Origin of the sequence: Nocardia sp. NPDC019323, from assembly GCF_044389845.1 — a bacterium.
Lineage (GTDB): Bacteria > Actinomycetota > Actinomycetes > Mycobacteriales > Mycobacteriaceae > Nocardia > Nocardia implantans.
Genome location: NZ_JBIRYN010000001.1, coordinates 59,704 through 77,024, shown reverse-complemented (window position 1 = coordinate 77,024; position 17,321 = coordinate 59,704). Strand labels below are relative to the sequence as shown.

Here is a 17,321-nt window from a genome sequence, read left to right as displayed (position 1 = left end):
CACGGCATAGTCGTGGCGGCCGACTGCCGAGGCCGGCGCTGGACCGGATCGACGCTCGCGGGCCCCGAGTGCGGGGCCCGCGAGCATCAGTTCACGCGGAGGCGGGGTCGAACTCGGCGGTGACGCGGTCGACGAGTTCCTCGGCTTCGGGGCTGTCGTGGTCGGTAGGCAGCTCCACCGGCTGTCCGTCGAGCGGGACGGTTACCGGACGGCGGTTCGCCAATACCTTTCCGGCACCGTCACCGAGCGGTAGACCGCCCGCGGCCAGGATGCGGTTGAGCACGGTGTCGGTGCCGACCGGCGGGATGGCTACGACGCCCTGCGGCCACTGCACGCCTTTGATTTCGAAGAAATCATGGTAGCCGCCTATGTGCTGGTAGCCGACCTGTTTGAAGTACAGATCGTCTGACGTCGAGCCTTGCGTTTGATTGATGTCATTGTTGAACGTGCCTTGGAACACGCCGCTGGTGGGATCGAAGTGTGCGTATTGGCCTGACACGGACGCCTTTATCTTCAGCAATTCGAACACAACCTCCATGCCAGCGGGAGCAGGCTGGTTGTTCTTCGAGTAGAGAGCCTTGGCGTCCTCGATATCGGGCGGGTTCCACATGTGCGGGACGACGTCGAGGTCGTTGGCGTAGCGCTTCACTCGTTGCAGGCGTTGGGTGGTGTAGTTGACGAATTCCTGATTGCAGAAACTCGGTCCGGCGGTCGAGAGGACGCTGATCCTGGCTTTCTCGGAGCTGTCCCATAGCCACTGGGTGTCGCGTAGGAACAGGGCCAGCGTGAGTGACAGGGCGCCGCCGAGGCTGTGGCCGGTGACGCTCAGGTCGATCGCCTTGTCGCCGAGCGCGCTCAGGAACTCGGGCAAGGTGTGACCGGCGCCGGGACGGTTGCCGGAGGGTCTGATATTCAGAAGGGTCTTCACCCCGATGGCCGTGCCGATGTTGTGCCAAGCGGCGCCGTTCGCGAACCACGGCGTCTGGCGAATGAAGCAGTCCTCGACGAGCCAGTCGAACACCAGTGCGTCGGTGCTGCCGGCCATGGCGATCACGTACCGGGAGCGATCCTCGGTGCTTCGCACCATGTACAGGGCGTTGACCGCGTACAAGTCGGTGTCGAACAGCGCGACTCCCGGACCCCAGACGATCTCCCACCCGCCGATGACCTCTCGGTTGGTGTCGAGATACCGCTGGATCTGCTGAGAGAGCGTGGCCTCCAGGTCGCTGTCTTCTTTACTGATGCCGTTGACCAGATTCGCATACTCGCACAGCTGGTATGTGATCTTGTCTTGCAGCGTCGGCTCATTGATCGTCGTGGATTGTGCAGTCATGTACCGCTCCTTGCCGTATGAGTTTCATCCGGAACAGAGAGGAGAAAGCGGTGACGCGAATTCACACGCCGCGCCCGCATCGGGGGACGGAAACATCCCGCAACCGGTAGCCGTGTATAGGAGTCTAGACGATCCACCGGATGGTGACTGCTCGATCGGCAATCGCCGCTGCCAGGGCATCGGGTGATCCGGTAGGCGTGCTGCGATCGCCGGATTGCGCGGTGCCGTTGCCCTGCGAACGACCACCGCGGGGGTGCTGCCGCCGACACACCCCCGCTTGGTGCCGGTCTAACCGTTCGAACGCTGGGGGAGGAGACCGGATCTAGTGTCACTAGTTTGCCAAGCAATGCTATAGTCCGGATATGGGGACCCAGACGCGACGAGAACGAGAGCGCGCCGAACGGCATCGGTTGATCATCGACACCGCTCGGGAGCTTGCCGAGTCGCAGGGCTGGGACGCGGTGACTGTGCGCAGACTGGCGGAACGGATCGAATACAGCCAGCCTGTGCTGTATTCGCACTTCGCGGGCAAGGACGAGATCGTCACCGCGGTCGCCGAGGAAGGCATCGCGGAGATGGCGGCGTGGAGCCGCGAGGCATTGGAGTCCGCGGGCGGCGAGCCGCGCGCGGCGTTGGCGGCGGTGGCGCGGTCCTACCTCGACTTCGCGACTTCACGACCCGCGCTCTACGACGCGATGTTCCTGATGAAGGTGAACCTGGCGTTCGGCGAGAATGCCTCGCAGCCGCTGCGGGACGCGTTCGCCGTCATGTTCGCCGCCTTCTCGCCGTTCGCGGGCGAGCATGATCCGGAGACCTTCACCGAGGTCGGCTGGAGCGCCTTGCACGGCCTGGCGACCCTGGACCGCGGTGGACGTCTGCGGCCGGCTCAGCGGGACGCCCGCTTGGCGGTGTTGATCGATCAGTGGACCCGATAGACGCCTGTCGTGGTGAGCGCACCGATCCGGTAGCCGTCCTTGCTGCTCGGCTCGCGTCGAGCCATGGCCGGAACTCTTCTCCCGCAAGGGGAAGGACGATCGAGCCGCGGTAACCGCCGAGCGGCTACCGCCGGAGCGAGGCCATGGCGGTAGCGATCGCCGCCGTGGCGAGGGCGGCGGTGGCGGGCCAGCCGATCCAGCCGACGGCGGCGGCGCCGATCGCGGTGCCCAAGCTGCCGCCGACAAAGTAGACGATCATGTAGGCGCTGTTGAAGCGGGCCGGTGCGGCCGGGTCGATCGCCAGGACCGTGCTTTGATTGGCCACCTGGGCCGCGAACAGCCCGGCGTCGAACAGGCCGAGGCAGACAAGGGTGGCGACGGGATACGGCAGGAGGACACTCAATGCCGCCGTGGCGGCGAGAGCCAGCACGAGCCCTGCCGCGACCACCCGCCGCGCACCGACACGATCGGTCCACGTCCCCGAGACGCGAGTGGCGACCACGCCGAGCAGCCCGGCGACGGCGTACATGCCGATTCGCTCGGCCGAGTAGGAGTACGGCGGCTGCGACAGTGCGACCGCGAGTCCCGCCCAGATCGCGCAGAAGGCGAAGAACCACAGGGCGCCGCGAACCGCCGCCGACCGCAGCGCCGAGAACTCGCGGTAGAGCCCCGGAAATCCGCGCAGCGTCGCCAGATAACCGACGGCTGCACTCCCGTGCACGACCGGTAACAGCAGGTAGGCAATTACCGCGACGACGGCGCATGCCGCCGCGAAGGCGAGAAGCATGCCGCGCCAGCCGATCAGTTCCGTCAGCCACCCTCCGACGATCCGGCCCGCGAGAATGCCCGCCGAAATGCCCGCGGTCACGATCCCCAGTGTCGTGGCCTGCCGCGACGGACGGGCGAAACGCCCGGCGACGGAACTCAATTGGGCGCCGACCGCCGACCCTGCCCCGGCCGAGCCGATAACCAGGCCGAGCAACCAGGGCGAACCGACCATCGCACTCGCCGCCGATATGACGGCCAACGCGCCGAATTGGGTCGCGACCACGATGCGCGGTGCGAACTGGTCGACCAGCGGCACCAGCAGCGCCAAGCCCACCAGGTAGCCGAGCGGACCGCATGCCAGAGCCGTGCCGACGGCGGCGACCGAAGTGCGCAGCGAACCAGCCACTTCCGCGATGGCTGGCTGCAACGGATAGATACTCGCGGTGCCCAGCGCGGCTGCCAGGGCCATGAACCACACGACGGGTGTCCGTAACGCAGTGGTGACCGGTGCGCCGGGAACGAGATCGGTTTCCATGGCACCGACGTTATGAACACCTCGTCGAAGATTCCGGCGGGTAATGGACCCGATCGTCGCGGCCGTTTTCGTATCTACGTGCGGGGCCGTCGGAAGGGCCGGCCGAGCCGAACGGAATTCGCCTAGCTCAACGTCTTCAGCGCCGCCGCGTCGTACGGCTTCAGCTCATCGATCCGCCCCGCCAGCACCTTGGACGCCCACTCCGGGTCCTGGAGCAAGGCGCGACCGACGGCGACCAAGTCGAATTCGTCGCGCTCCAGGCGATCGAGGAGGTTGTCGAGGCTGCCGAGCTCGGCGCCCTCGCCCGTGAACGCACGGAGGAAGTCGCCGTCGAGGCCGACCGAGCCGACGGTGATGGTCGGCTTGCCGGTGAGCTTCTTGGTCCAGCCCGCCAGGTTCAGGTCCGAGCCGTCGAACTCCGGTCGCCAGTAGCGTCGGGTGGAGGCGTGGAAGACGTCCACGCCTGCCGCGGCGAGCGGAGCCAGGATCGCCTCCAACTCCTGCGGGGTCTCGGCGAGCCGCGCGTTGTAGGCCTCCTGCTTCCACTGCGAATAACGGAAGATGACCGGGAATTCGGGCGAGACGGCGGCACGAACCGCGGCCACGACCTCGGCCGCGAACCTCGTCCGGGCCACGGGATCACCGCCGTACTCATCGTCACGGCGGTTGGTGCGCGCCCACAGGAACTGGTCGAGCAGATAGCCGTGCGCGCCGTGCAGTTCGATGCCGTCGAAGCCGATGCGCTCGGCGTCGGCGGCGGCCTCGGCGAAGGCGCCGATGACGTCGTCCAGGTCACCGCGGGTCATGGCCTTACCGAAGCCCTCGGTGCCGTCGACGCGAATACCGGAGGGGCCGACGGCGGGCGCGTCGGGGTAGGGCGCGTCGCCCTGGTTGCGGACCATGCCGATGTGCCACAGCTGCGGCACGATCGTGCCGCCTGCCGCGTGCACGTCCTCGGCGACCTTCGCCCACCCCGCCAGCTGCTCTTCGCCGTGGAACCGTGGCACCCGATCACTCTGCCCGGCGGACTCGTGGCCGACGTAGGTGCCCTCGGTGACGATCAGGCCGACGCCGGCGGCGGCGCGGCGGGCGTAGTACGACCGCACATCGTCACCGGGAACGCCGCCGGGGGAGAACATGCGCGTCATCGGCGCCATCACGATGCGGTTCGGCACGGTCAGGCCGTTCAGCGCGACGGGCCGGGACAGGATCTCGGCGGTGCGAGAGGCGACGGACGTGGTGTCGGTCACTGAGTACTCCTCGGAGGTGCGACTGCGATGGTTGAGAACTTCAAGCAATGGCCACACACGCTAGGGGTAAATATTTGAGATAGTCAAGTTTCTGCGGATAGGCTGGCTGCCATGGCAGAAGCTCCCCGCGTCGACACGGCCCAGTTGATGGAGCTGCTGTCGGTGTCGCTCGGCGTCTACTACGGCGAGTTCACCGTCGCGGCGGCGAGTGAGAACCTGACGGCGAGCCAGGGAAAGGCGCTGACCGTGCTGCGCCGGGGGCCCGTCGCGATGCGTGCCCTGGCCGAGACCATGGCCTGCGACGCCTCCAACGTGACCGGGATCATCAACCGGCTGGAGAAGCGGGGGCTCGTGCGCCGGGAGACCAGTACATCCGACCGGCGGGTCACCAATCTCGTCATCACGCCCGAGGGTGAGCAGGTGATCGACACCATCCGGGCGAAAATGCGCGCCACCCAAGACGGGCTGAACAGGCTCGGTGATCAGGATCGGGACTGTCTGTACGCACTGCTGGAGCGGGTTTTCGTCGCTCGAGCGGACTCGCCCGCTGTGCCGTAGTGCTTGACGGCGTAGTCGGTCAGGCGGGGTGACCTGCGGTTTCGCAGGCCATCGATGACGGTTGCGCGCGTCCCCCAGCGATCGAGGAACGGTATCGGTTGTGCGGCGGATCGGTGGAGATGCCGGTCGTCGGCGTCACGAGCGGTGGGTAGCTGCCGCATGCTGTCGGACAGGTCGGCCCGGATCCGGAAGGGAGATGGACGGTGGCATTGCGACGTCGTCGGCTGCTGATCGGCTTCGCCGGTGCGGGCGGCCTCGCCTTGGCCGGATGGGGATGGGCGCGCGAACTCGCGCCGCCGCCCGAACCCGCCACCCTCCGATTCGATCCCGCACCCGGCGCCCGCGATGTCGACGCGCGCGGTCTCGGCACGATCACCGTCACCGACGGGACGCTGCGGTCGGTCGAATGGATCGATGAAACGGGCAGAGCGCTGCCGGGCGTATCGGCCCCCGATCAGCGGACGTGGACCAGCACCGAACCACTGGGCTACGGGCACACCTACACCGTGAAAGCCGTGGCGGAAGGCGAAACCGGCGATGTCACCGCGACGGCGACCTGCGCCACGGTGGCGCCGCGACAGCTCGTCGATGTCTCGCTGCGCTCCGCCAATCTCGTCGAGCTGGCCGACAACGACACCTACGGAGTAGGTTTCGTGCTCGTCGCCCATTTCGACGAACCCGTCGATCGGGCAGCGGTGGAACGCCAGGTGAGGGTCACCGCCCAGCCCGCGGTCACCGGCGGCTGGTACTGGCTAGACGACCAGAACGCGCACTGGCGGCCGGAGCAGTATCACGCACCGGGAACCAGGATCACGATCGAGTCCGAACTCTTCGGCGTCGCCCTGGGCGAGGGCCGCTACGGCCTACGCGACCAACGGGTCTCAGTGCTCATCGGGCCCGCGCACGTCGCGATCGCCGACGACGACACGAAACAGATCGAGGTCTTCGACAACGGAAACCTGGTGCGCACCATGCCTACATCGATGGGCATGGGCGGCACGGCGGTCGTCGGCGGCAGAACCATGTCGTTCTGGACTCGCCCCGGCGTCTACACCGTGCTGGACCGCAACAACCCGGTCATCATGGATTCCGCCAGCTACGGCCTGCCCACCAACTCCGCACTCGGCTACCGCACGAGCATCGACCATGCGGTCCGCATCAGCCACGACGGAATCTTCGTGCACGCGCTGGCCGCGAGCATGTGGGCCCAAGGCAACACCAACGTCTCCCACGGCTGCCTGAACATCTCCCCAGCCGACGCCGCGTGGTTCTACGATTTCGTCATCCCCGGCGACGTGGTCGAGGTCCGCAACACCGGCGGCGAACCCCTCGACATCTGGCACAACGGCGATTGGAGCATCCCGTGGACCGACTGGCTCCGCGGCGGCGCTCCCGCGTGACACGAACGAGAAAGCGGCGCTGAGCCGGTTCGCTCGATGAGTTCCCGTCCGGCGAGTCGGCGACGAATCGAGCCGCGAGCGCGTCCTGTTCGTACAAGCCGATGCCATCGATCCACTGTAAGGGGCGCGCGGGTCACCGCGGGCCCCGGACATCAACCGTCACTGACCGGTTGACGGGCCGCCTGTCCGACCGCACCCGGCAGCGGCGGCAAGAATGTCCCGCCGCGACCGATGATTCCTCGCGAGTGCCGCCGTCCTATCAGGTGAACGCGCTACCGAAGAGCGCGACCGACCCTGGAGGAAACAGCAATGACCACCATCGCCGCCGCGACCACCAACGCCGCCGCCACCGTCCGCCCCGGCAAAGTCCGCAACCGTGTGCTGTGGGGACTGCAGATCGTCCTGGGCCTGTTCTTCATCGTCGCCTCGGGCTTGCCGAAGGTGCTCGACATGGTTCCCGAGGAGAACATGGCCGCGATGCGGGAAGCCGGGTTCGGCTCGCCCTGGTTCATGTACTTCGTCGGCATCTGCGAGATCGCCGGCGGTGTCGGGCTGCTGGTGCGGCGCCTGAGCGGCCCGGCCGCGGTCGGCCTGTCGGTGCTGACCCTGCTGGCCGCGGCCACCAACCTCTTCCTGACCGATATGCCTGCCTACGCGCCTTTCCCGCTGGTGCTGTCGGGGATCTTCGCCTGGATCGCCTACGAGCGCCGCGACACCCTCGCTCTGCGCTCGCTGTTCACCCGGTGACAACACGACAGGCACGACAACGATCGGCAGGCTCCGGCCCGCCGATCGTTCGGCGTTGTCCGGCAGGGGCGTTCAGGGTCGGTTCGCCCTTGCCGGGAAACACGCTCGCTCGCCCCACTCGGGGGTGTATCGCTACCGGATCCCAGGGGTCGCCGGGTGCGGCCCGACGCAGCCGAGGACGAAGCACCCCGGTGGCCAATTCGCGAACGGAGCGGACATGGGCTTGCCCAGGCAGGACAGCGGATTGCAGCCCGGGTAGCCATCGGGCCGACACCGAGCGCGGCGAGGGTCGCGTCCGGATTCGAGATCATCGGATCGGACAGCTGGACATCCGATTGCTGTTCGTAGGGCGCCGCGGCGGGTATGCGGGGTTCCCGGAAGGCGGCGCCGACCGCACGCAGGACATCGTGCGGGAAGCTCAACGCGCTTCCCGGGACGGTGACGCCGGTCCAGCTGACCATGAGTCCGAGGCTCGGCACGATGTAATTGTCCTGGCGCATCATCCCGGACATCTGCATCGCATCCGGCGGCAGGCCAGGGAAGTAGTTGGCGCAGTCCGGCCCGTTCACGACGAACAGGAAGCCGTAGCACGGATTCGTCGGGGCGGGCCGTCCCGCCTGCGCGAGATAATCGGCCGAAATGATCCGGTGCTCGCCCCACTGCCCACGGTTGGTGAGCAGGAGGCCGAGCTTGGCGAAATCGTCCGGCGGCAGCAGCAGATGCGCGTAGCCGTAGGTGTTTCCGCTCCGGTCACGACCCCAGAAGTAGTCGGTCGGCGGAATGCCCAACGGATCGAACAGCTTTCGCTGAGCGTACGCCTGAAAGTCCTCGCCGACCGCACGCTGGATGACGTACACCAGCAGATCGACAGCGCGCTGACTGTAGCGCCACTCGGTGCCCTGCTGTTGATCGATCGGCATCGCCAACGCCTGCGCGACCACATTCGGATCGATCTGCGCCAACCCCGTGATTCCTTCGGAGGCCACCGCCACCTGCATGCCGCTGGATTCGATGAGCAGATTGCGTACCGTGATCGCGCGATGCCGGGCATCACCGAGCTCGGGCGGCAGATACGCGCCGATCGGGTCGTCGAGCCGCAACCGCTGCTCGTCCACCGCGATCCCGGCCACCATCGAAACCACGCTCTTGGTGCTGCTCCAGAGATTCCACGGCACACCGGCGGCCCTTGCGCTGTCCGGGCCGGTCGCGATCAGGCAGTTGTTCCGGAAGATCTGCACCGTCGTGCGGGTCGAATCCGCCGCGAGCGCCACCGCCTCGCGCAGCGCCGCCGCATCGAGTCCGACCTCCTCCGGCGTCGCCGTTTCGGGGACCCGGCCACTGCTGACCGCGCAATGCCTCAACCCCTCCGGCGCGGCCTGCGCGACGACCGGTGCACCAAATCCCAGCATCGCGGCGGCCAGCGTAATGACCGCCGCCGCAATGCTTCTCATACCTCGACCCACGCCGCCCTCCGCTTTCGACGAACTCCACCTGGCTCATCGCCCCCGCCGCACCCCTGGTTACCGCCTCGGGTGCCCCCACTTGTAGGGGGCGGACCTGCACCGTCACCGCGGCCGCACGCCAGCCGATTCGCTCGCACACCGCGCGGCCGAACCTGGCCCGCGGAAGCCGGGCCGAGCAGTTTCAGCGCCGCCGCTTCGGGCACCACTCGTTCGACGCCGGAGTTCCGGCATCCGGCGTGGAACCGAGATGGACGTGTGAGTGGAGCAAGCCCATGACGACAGAGCACGGTGCAGGACAGCGGCACGAGGATCGGCGAGCCGACCCGGCGGATACCCGTGACGACCGCGAGCCGACGGTCGGTCCGACCGATACCGGAGCCAGGCCGGATCTGGACCCCGACGAGCCCGACAGCCCCGCCGACCTGTCGAAACCCTCGCTGCTCGCGGTGGTCAAGCGCGCGAGCAAGCAGTTCCAGCGCGACAACCTCACCGATCTGGCCGCCGCTCTCACCTATTACGCGGTGTTGTCGATCGTGCCCGGCCTGATCGTCCTGGTCTCCCTACTCGGCCTGCTCGGCCCGAACGCCGCCGAGGAACTCGTCGACCAGGCCCAGCGGATCGCCCCCGGTTCGAGCGCGGACTTCGTGCGCACCCTCGTCGACCAAGCGCAGGCGAACAAACAGGGCGCAGGCTGGGGCGCCATCCTCGGTTTCGCCGTCGCGCTGTGGTCCGCCTCGGGGTACGTGGCGGCCTTCATGCGCGCCTCCAACGTCATCTACGGCATCGGTGAGGGCCGGCCGATCTGGAAGACCACGCCCATCCGGCTCGGCGTCACGATCGTCGCGGTGATCCTGCTGGTTCTCAGCGCCGCCATCGTGGTGGCGAGCGGCCCGGTCGCCCAGCAGATCGGCGACCTCCTCGGCCTCGGCGCCACCACGGTGACCATCTGGAACATCGTCAAATGGCCGGTGCTGTTCGTCCTGGTGTCGGTGCTGCTGGCCATTCTGTTCTGGGCCAGCCCGAACGCCCGCCAAGGCGGCATCAAGTGGATCAGCCCCGGAGGGGTGATCGCCGTCCTCGTCTGGCTGGTCATTTCGGTCCTGTTCTCCGTCTACATCGCCAACTTCTCGTCCTACGACAAGACCTACGGCTCGCTTGCCGGGGTGGTGATCTTCCTGGTGTGGCTGTGGCTGACCAATATCGCGCTGCTGCTGGGAGCCGAGATCAACGCCGAACTCGACCACGGCAAAGCCATCGCCCAGGGGCTTCCCGAAGAAGCGCAGCCCTTTGCCGTCCCGCGCGACACCCGCAAGCTCGACGAGGCGGACAAGGAAGCGATCCGAGCCGCCGAAGCCGCCCGGCGGGAATGATCGCCACGCCTTGACCGGCGGATGCCGGTGGGTGCTATTGCGGGCCCGACGCGTCCTGACCCGGCCCCACTTGAATCCCCACCACGCAGGTGTCGTCATCGGTGTCGGCATCGCTGCCGTCGAGCAGGTCGTCCAAGCGGTCGTCCAGGCTGCCGGTGAGTTGCGCCGATGCCGCGAGCAACCGATCTATGCACTCGTCCAGAAGGCGATCTCGGCGCTCGATCAGCCCGTCGGTGTAGAGCAGGAGGGTGTCGTCGGTCTCCAGTTGCAGTTCCGCTTCCTCGAAGGTGGCCTCCGCCACGGCGCCGAGGAGTATGCCTCCGAGCATCGGCAGGCTGGAGGCCCGGCCCCCGCGCACCAACACCGGCGGCAAGTGGCCCGCGCGGGCCCAGCGCAGCACCCGGGTATGCGGATCGTAGAGCCCGCAGATCGCGGTGGCGAAGATGTTGTCGGTCAGGTGGTGGGCGACCTGGTTCAGCCAGGTCAGCAGCTGGCCGGGACCCGCGCCGGTGGCGGCGAGGCCGCGCAGAGCGTTGCGGAGCACGACCATGCCGGTGGCCGCCTTGATACCGTGGCCGGTGATGTCACCGACGGACACGAGGATTTGCTTGGTGGGCAACACGATCGCGTCGTACCAGTCTCCGCCGACCGTGTAGTCCTGCTCGGCGGGTCGGTAGCGCACCGCGATGCGCAGCCCGAACGCCTCGATGGACGGCTGCGCGTCCGGCATGATCGCCTGCTGGAGCTGCCGGGCCAGCTGGCTCTGTTCGGCGGCGTGCTGCTCGGTGTGGGCCAGCCGGTCGCGCGTCGCGGACAACGCGACCTCGGTCCAGTGCTGCGCGGAGATGTCTTGATAGGCGCCGCGGATGGCGGCCAGATGCCCCGCCTCGAGGACCGGTTCGGCGACGATCCGGATGTGCCGGGTCACGCCGTCCGGGCGGATCAGGCGGAAGGCCGTCGAGGCCGGGCGGCGGAAGCGCAGCAGGGTACGCAGGAATCGCCCCACCGCGTGCGCGTCGTCGTCGTGGACGTGCGCGGGCAGCTGCGACAGCGGAATCGGGTCCGCGGTCGGCGTCAGCCCGTAGAGGGCGAACAGCTGGCTGCTCCACGTGATCTCGCCGGTGGCCGCGTTCTCCTCGAAGCCGCCGACGCGGCCCAGACGCTGGGCATGTTGCAGCAGCGCCGCCAATCGCGCCGTCTCGTCCTCCACCCGCCACACCATGAGCACCGTGTTTCCATGGCGGCTGATGCTGAGCGCGGCCGAGACGGTCAGCGGCACCTGGTCGACCAGCTCGGTCAGCATCACCCGGTCGGCGCGGTAGGTCTCGCCGGTGGCGAAGACGTGCTCGATCCGCTCGAACAATTGCCCATCGCTCGCGGCCATCGGGTACGCCTCCAGCAGCAGCGCGCCGTTGACCAGGCCGCGGGGGCGTCCGGCCGGGTCGACGAAGCAACTGTTGACGTGGTGGATGCAGAAGTCGACGAGCGCGCCGCCCTCGTCGAGGTGGGGCAGCAGCACCAGCGCCGGGTCGAAAAGGCCGTCCGCGAGCCGCACCAGGTCCGCGACGTCGGGCCGGTCCGATGCCCGCACCGCGGCCGAGTCCGACTCCAGCGTGTGCGCGCACAGCTCGGCCAGCGCGTCCAACTGCCGGTGCACCTGCGGCGGCTGCGGCGCGAGCGGCTGCGGCCAGCACACCTCCAGCACGCCGAGCAGCTTGCCCCCGGCGCCCGCCGGAATCGCCGCACGGCCGCCGTCGCGGTCGCCGATCGACGGCAGGCCGGACCCGCCCAGGTCCTGAACCCACACGGCGCTGCGCTGCACCAGCGACTGCCGGGCCGGGGTCGCCACCCCGGGCGGCACGTACCGCCATCGCTCGGCCTCCTGCGGGCTGATGCCGGCGAAACCCGCCAGGGTCAGCGACGCGTCGGCGCCCGCGGACCAGATCGCCACCGCTGTGGCGCCCAGCGGCGTCAACGCGTGCTCCAGCACCGACTCCGCCACCCGGTGGGTGTCGCCGGCCGCGAGCAACCCGCTTTCGGCGGTGCGCAACCGCACGGCCGCCGATGGCTCCTCCGGGCTGGCGGTGCGCGACAGGAATTCTCCGACGACCGCGCTGACCTCGTCCTGGGCCGCTTGGTCGACGAGCTCGGCGGCCAGCTCCAGCGGTGTGATGCCCGCTTGCTCGGCGAGGGCCTCTAGTTGCCTCGCCGCCTGCGCAGGCCCGCAGTGCAGCCGTTCCACCAGCACGCCCTTGGCCATCTCGATCAGCGCGCGCCCGTCGGCGGTGGCCTGGGCCTGCTGGATCTGCGCGCGCAACCGCTCCACGGTGGCGGCGAGCCGGTGAACGGCGGGCCCCGTCGCCGGGTGAGCGTCCGCTGTCGTGCCTGTCTCGGCGTCGGTGCTGTCGGGGTCGGTCATCAGGCACCCAGCCAGTGCTGGATGCAGGCGATCAGAGCGTCCGCGTCGACCGGTTTGGTGACATAGTCGTTGGCGCCCGAGGCGAGGCTCTTCTCGCGGTCACCCAGCATCGCCTTGGCCGTGACGGCGATGATCGGCAGACTCTCGTACTGCGGCATCTCGCGGATCGTCGCCGTCGCGGTATAGCCGTCCATCTCGGGCATCATCACGTCCATCAGGACCAGGTCGGTCTCCGGATGAGCGAGCAGTTTGTCGATGCCCTCGCGCCCGTCCTCCGCGTGCAGGACGCTCATGCCGTGCAGTTCGAGGATGCTGCTCAGCGCGAAGAGGTTGCGGGCGTCGTCGTCGATGATCAGCACGGTGCGGCCGGCGAGCCTGCCATCCGGCCGCTGCGGCGCGGCGGCCGGTGCGTCTTCCCGGCGTACCAGCGGCAGCATGTCGCCGGGCGCCTCGGCGGTGACGTGCAGCGCGATCCGTTCGCGCAGATCGTCCAGGCTGGACAGCAGCTCTAGCGGCTGACTCGTGGTGCGGTGTTGCAGCAGGCGTTCCTGTTCGGCGTCGACCCGGCGGTTGTGGACCAGTACCGGGACGCTGCTCAACGCGGCGTCCCCGTTCATCGTCTCCAGGAACCGCAGGGCGGCGCCGTCGGGCATGTCCAGCTCGAGCACCACGCAGTGGAACGCTTCGGCGGCCATCGCCGCCGCGGCTTCTTCCACCCCGACCGCGGTGACGACCTGAACCGGCCCGCGCGGATCATTGCTGTCCGCGAGTTCGGCGACGGCGCTCTGCGCGACCAGCGACAGCAGACCTTGCGGGCGTTCCTCCACGACCAGCAGCCGGCGGTGCTGTTGGGGCGTGGCGGCGGCGGGTGCGTGCTCGGTGCTGCTGTCGTCGGCCTGGTGCTCGTCCTCCCGCTCGCGCAGCGGCGCCTCCTGGAAGTCCGGCCGGGCGACCGGGAGATACAGGGTGAACGTGCTGCCCTGGCCGGGCGCGCTCTCCGCGGTGATCGCGCCGCCGAGCAGGTAGGCGATCTCCCGGCTGATCGACAGGCCCAGACCGGTGCCGCCGTACTTGCGGCTGGTCGTGCCGTCGGCCTGCTGGAAGGCGCCGAAGATCGACTCCAGCTGGTGTTCGGCGATGCCGATACCGGTGTCGATCACCCGGAACGCGACGGCCGGGCCGTGCTGGCGCACGGCGGCGGGCAGCTGGCTCGCCTCCGCCGGTTCGATCCGCAGCTGCACCGAACCGGTCTCGGTGAACTTCACGGCATTCGACAGCAGGTTCCGCAGCACCTGCCGCAGCCGCGAATCGTCGGTGATCAGCTCCGACGGCAGACCGGGCGCGGTCGTCACCTGGAAGCGCAGACTCTTCTGGGTGGTCATCGGCCGGAACGTGGCCTCGACGTAGTCCAGCAGCTGACGCAACGACACGCGCTCGGGCGCGAGGTCCATCTTGCCCGCCTCCACCTTGGACAGGTCGAGGATGTCGTTGATCAGCTGAAGCAGGTCCGAACCCGCCGAATGGATGATGCCCGCGTACTCGACCTGCTTGGGGGTGAGATTGCGGCTCGGGTTCTGGGCCAGCAGTTGCGCGAGGATCAGCAGGCTGTTGAGCGGGGTGCGCAACTCGTGGCTCATGTTGGCCAGGAATTCCGACTTGTACTTCGAGGCGAGCGCGAGTTCCTGCGCGCGGGTCTCCAGCTCCTGGCGGGCCTGCTCGATCTGGAGATTCTTGGCTTCGATGTCGCGGTTCTGCATGGCCAGCAGAGCCGCCTTGTCCTCCAGCTCCGCGTTGGAACGCTGCAGCTCTTCCTGCTGTACCTGCAACTCCTCCGAGCGGGCTTGCAGTTCGGTGGTCAGGCGCTGCGATTCGACCAGCAGCTCGTCGGTGCGGGCGTTGGCGATGATCGTGTTGACGTTGACGCCGACCGTCTCCATCAGCTGGTCGAGGAAGTCGCGGTGGATGCGGGTGAAGCGGTGCAGGGTGGCCAGTTCGATCACACCGAGGACCTGGTCTTCCACCACGATCGGCAGCATGAGCAGGTGGGCGGGCGCGGTCTGTCCCAGCCCGGAGGAGATGGTGACGTAGTCGGCGGGCACGTCCTCCACGGCGATCGTGCGGCGGCTGCGGGCCGCCTGACCCACGAGGGATTGGCCGAACGCGAACCGCGGCGAGCTGCTCGGCTCGTCAGGGCTGCCGTAGGAGCTGATCAGCCGCAGTTCCGGCTGCTCCTCGCTGTCGTCGGCCAGGTAGAACGCGCCGAACTGCGCGGAGACCAACGGCGCCAGCTCGTCCATGATCAACCCGGCCACCACGTGCAGGTCGCGCTGGCCCTGCATGAGACCGGAGATACGGGCCAGGTTGGTCTTCAGCCAGTCCTGATCCTGGTTGGCCATGGTGGTCTCGCGCAGCGACTCCACCATCGCGTTGATGTTGTCCTTCAGCTCCGCGACCTCGCCGGACGCCTCCACGGTGATGGAGCGGGTCAGGTCGCCCTCGGCCACGGCGCTGGTGACCGCGGCGATCGCGCGGACCTGGCGGGTCAGGTTGCCCGCCAGCTCGTTGACGTTCTCGGTCAGCCGCTTCCAGGTTCCGGAGACGCCCTCGACCTCGGCTTGGCCGCCCAGTCTGCCCTCCGACCCCACCTCGCGAGCGACGCGGGTCACCTCGGCCGCGAAGGCGGAGAGCTGATCGACCATCGTGTTGATCGTGGTCTTCAACTCCAGGATCTCGCCGCGGGCGTCCACGTCGATCTTGCGGGTCAGATCGCCCTGCGCGACCGCGGTGGTGACCTGGGCGATGTTGCGGACCTGGTTGGTCAGGTTGTTCGCCATGGAGTTGACGTTGTCGGTCAGGTCCTTCCACGTGCCCGCCACGTTCGGGACGCGGGCCTGACCGCCGAGCATGCCCTCGGTGCCGACTTCGCGGGCCACGCGGGTGACCTCGTCGGCGAACGCGGACAGCGTGTCGACCATCGTGTTGATCACACCGGCGAGCGCCGCGACTTCGCCCTTCGCCTCCACCGTGATCTTCTGGCTCAGATCACCGCGCGCGACGGCGGTGGCGACCTGGGCGATGGAACGCACCTGGCCGGTCAAGTTGGAAGCCATGACGTTGACGTTGTCGGTCAGGTCCTTCCAGGTGCCCGACACACCCCGTACGGTCGCTTGGCCGCCGAGGTTGCCCTCGGTGCCGACTTCGCGGGCCACGCGGGTGACCTCGTCGGCGAACGCGGAGAGCTGATCGACCATCGTGTTGATGGTCTCTTTGAGCTCGAGGATCTCGCCGCGGGCGTCGACCCGGATCTTCTGGCTCAGATCGCCACGGGCCACCGCGGTGGTCACCTGGGCGATCGACCGCACCTGCGCGGTGAGATTGTCGGCCATGACGTTGACCGACTCGGTGAGGTCCTTCCAGGTGCCCGAGACGCCCTTGACGTCGGCTTGGCCACCCAACCTGCCCTCGGTGCCGACCTCGCGCGAGACCCGGGTGACCTCGTCGGCGAAGGAGGAGAGCTGGTCGACCATCGTGTTGATGGTGTTCTTCAGCTCGAGGATCTCGCCGCGCGCGTCGACCCGGATCTTCTGGGACAGATCGCCCTGCGCCACGGCGGTGGCCACCTGGGCGATCGACCGCACCTGCGCGGTGAGATTGCCCGCCATGAAGTTCACCGAGTCGGTGAGGTCGCGCCACGTGCCGGAGACGCCCTTGACGTCGGCTTGACCACCGAGGATGCCTTCGGTGCCGACCTCGCGCGAGACCCGGGTGACCTCGTCGGCGAAGGAGGAGAGCTGGTCGACCATCGTGTTGATGGTGTTCTTCAGTTCCAGGATCTCGCCGCGGGCGCTCACCGTGATCTTCTGGCTCAGGTCGCCCCGCGCCACCGCGGTCGTGACCTGGGCGATATTGCGGACCTGATCGGTCAGATTGCCCGCCATGAAGTTCACCGAGGCGGTGAGGTCGCGCCAGACGCCGCCGACGCCGGGCACCTCCGCCTGACCGCCCAGCCTGCCCTCCGAGCCGACCTCCCGCGCGACGCGGGTGACCTCGTCGGCGAACGCGGACAGCTGGTCCACCATCGTGTTGACGGTGTTCTTCAGCTCCAGGATCTCGCCGCGGGCGTCCACATCGATCTTCTGGGACAAGTCGCCCCGCGCGACGGCCGTGGCGACCTGGGCGATGTCGCGCACCTGGCTGGTCAGGTTGCCCGCCATCGCGTTCACCGAGTCGGTGAGGTCCTTCCAGGTACCGGACACGCCAGGCACCTCGGCCTGACCGCCCAGCCGCCCGTCCGTCCCGACCTCGCGCGCGACCCGGGTGACCTCCGAGGTGAACAGCGACAGCTGGTCCACCATGCCGTTGAAGACCGTCGCGATCTCGCCGAGCAGCCCGTCGGCGTCGGTCGGTAGCCGAGTGCCGAAATCGCCGTCGCGCACGGCCGTCAACCCGGCCAGCAACTGGCGCAATTCGACTTGGTCCGCGGCCGTGACAGCCTGCTCCGACGCGGTGCGGACAGATGCCGCCGTCTCCGTCATGCTCATCC

At 68.3% G+C, this 17,321-nt stretch carries 11 protein-coding genes; 5 read left to right on the top strand and 6 right to left on the bottom strand.

Annotated features, from left to right (window positions below):
- Nucleotides 1-91: 91 nt before the first annotated feature.
- On the bottom strand, nucleotides 92-1,333 hold the full coding sequence (locus tag ACH49X_RS00285) for a hypothetical protein (RefSeq protein WP_195083325.1): 1,242 nt from the start codon (nucleotides 1,331-1,333) through the stop codon (nucleotides 92-94).
- Between the two features lie 362 nt (nucleotides 1,334-1,695).
- Between ACH49X_RS00285 and ACH49X_RS00280 the strand changes: the two genes are divergently transcribed.
- The gene (locus tag ACH49X_RS00280) at nucleotides 1,696-2,268 is read left to right on the top strand and encodes a TetR/AcrR family transcriptional regulator (RefSeq protein WP_195083324.1); all 573 of its coding nucleotides are present in this window, start codon (nucleotides 1,696-1,698) and stop codon (nucleotides 2,266-2,268) included.
- Nucleotides 2,269-2,392: 124 nt separating this feature from the next.
- Here ACH49X_RS00280 and ACH49X_RS00275 read toward each other — a convergent pair whose 3' ends face one another.
- Both ACH49X_RS00275 and ACH49X_RS00270 read right to left on the bottom strand, forming a co-directional pair.
- On the bottom strand, nucleotides 2,393-3,571 hold the full coding sequence (locus ACH49X_RS00275) for an MFS transporter (protein WP_357209067.1): 1,179 nt from the start codon (nucleotides 3,569-3,571) through the stop codon (nucleotides 2,393-2,395).
- Between the two features lie 122 nt (nucleotides 3,572-3,693).
- Nucleotides 3,694-4,821, bottom strand: a complete 1,128-nt coding sequence (locus ACH49X_RS00270; RefSeq protein WP_357209066.1) for an NADH:flavin oxidoreductase — start codon at nucleotides 4,819-4,821, stop codon at nucleotides 3,694-3,696.
- A gap of 111 nt (nucleotides 4,822-4,932) precedes the next feature.
- On the opposite strand from ACH49X_RS00270, the gene ACH49X_RS00265 reads away from it, so the two are divergent.
- The 3 genes from ACH49X_RS00265 (at nucleotide 4,933) to ACH49X_RS00255 (ending at nucleotide 7,526) form a co-directional block, all read left to right on the top strand.
- The gene (locus ACH49X_RS00265) at nucleotides 4,933-5,379 is read left to right on the top strand and encodes a MarR family transcriptional regulator (protein ID WP_323124019.1); all 447 of its coding nucleotides are present in this window, start codon (nucleotides 4,933-4,935) and stop codon (nucleotides 5,377-5,379) included.
- 203 nt (nucleotides 5,380-5,582) lie between these two features.
- Nucleotides 5,583-6,779 (top strand): Ig-like domain-containing protein, encoded by a 1,197-nt coding sequence (locus ACH49X_RS00260; protein WP_195083322.1) that lies wholly within the window; start codon nucleotides 5,583-5,585, stop codon nucleotides 6,777-6,779.
- A gap of 309 nt (nucleotides 6,780-7,088) precedes the next feature.
- Nucleotides 7,089-7,526: a DoxX family protein gene (locus ACH49X_RS00255; protein ID WP_195083320.1), complete on the top strand. Its 438-nt coding sequence runs from the start codon at nucleotides 7,089-7,091 to the stop codon at nucleotides 7,524-7,526.
- Here ACH49X_RS00255 and ACH49X_RS00250 read toward each other — a convergent pair.
- The gene (locus ACH49X_RS00250; RefSeq protein WP_357209063.1) at nucleotides 7,478-8,935 is read right to left on the bottom strand and encodes a serine hydrolase; all 1,458 of its coding nucleotides are present in this window, start codon (nucleotides 8,933-8,935) and stop codon (nucleotides 7,478-7,480) included. The two genes, ACH49X_RS00255 and ACH49X_RS00250, sit on opposite strands and share 49 nt — an antisense overlap.
- Before the next feature lie 326 nt (nucleotides 8,936-9,261).
- On the opposite strand from ACH49X_RS00250, the gene ACH49X_RS00245 reads away from it, so the two are divergent.
- The gene (locus ACH49X_RS00245) at nucleotides 9,262-10,359 is read left to right on the top strand and encodes a YihY/virulence factor BrkB family protein (RefSeq protein ID WP_357209061.1); all 1,098 of its coding nucleotides are present in this window, start codon (nucleotides 9,262-9,264) and stop codon (nucleotides 10,357-10,359) included.
- Nucleotides 10,360-10,393: 34 nt separating this feature from the next.
- Here the strand turns inward: ACH49X_RS00245 and ACH49X_RS00240 are convergent, their stop codons facing one another.
- Together ACH49X_RS00240 and ACH49X_RS00235 are read right to left on the bottom strand one after the other, a co-directional pair.
- Nucleotides 10,394-12,778: a SpoIIE family protein phosphatase gene (locus ACH49X_RS00240; protein WP_357209059.1), complete on the bottom strand. Its 2,385-nt coding sequence runs from the start codon at nucleotides 12,776-12,778 to the stop codon at nucleotides 10,394-10,396.
- Nucleotides 12,778-17,313: a HAMP domain-containing protein gene (locus tag ACH49X_RS00235; RefSeq protein WP_323124020.1), complete on the bottom strand. Its 4,536-nt coding sequence runs from the start codon at nucleotides 17,311-17,313 to the stop codon at nucleotides 12,778-12,780. Before ACH49X_RS00235 ends, ACH49X_RS00240 begins: the two co-directional genes overlap by 1 nt.
- Between the last annotated feature and the right edge of the window lie 8 nt (nucleotides 17,314-17,321).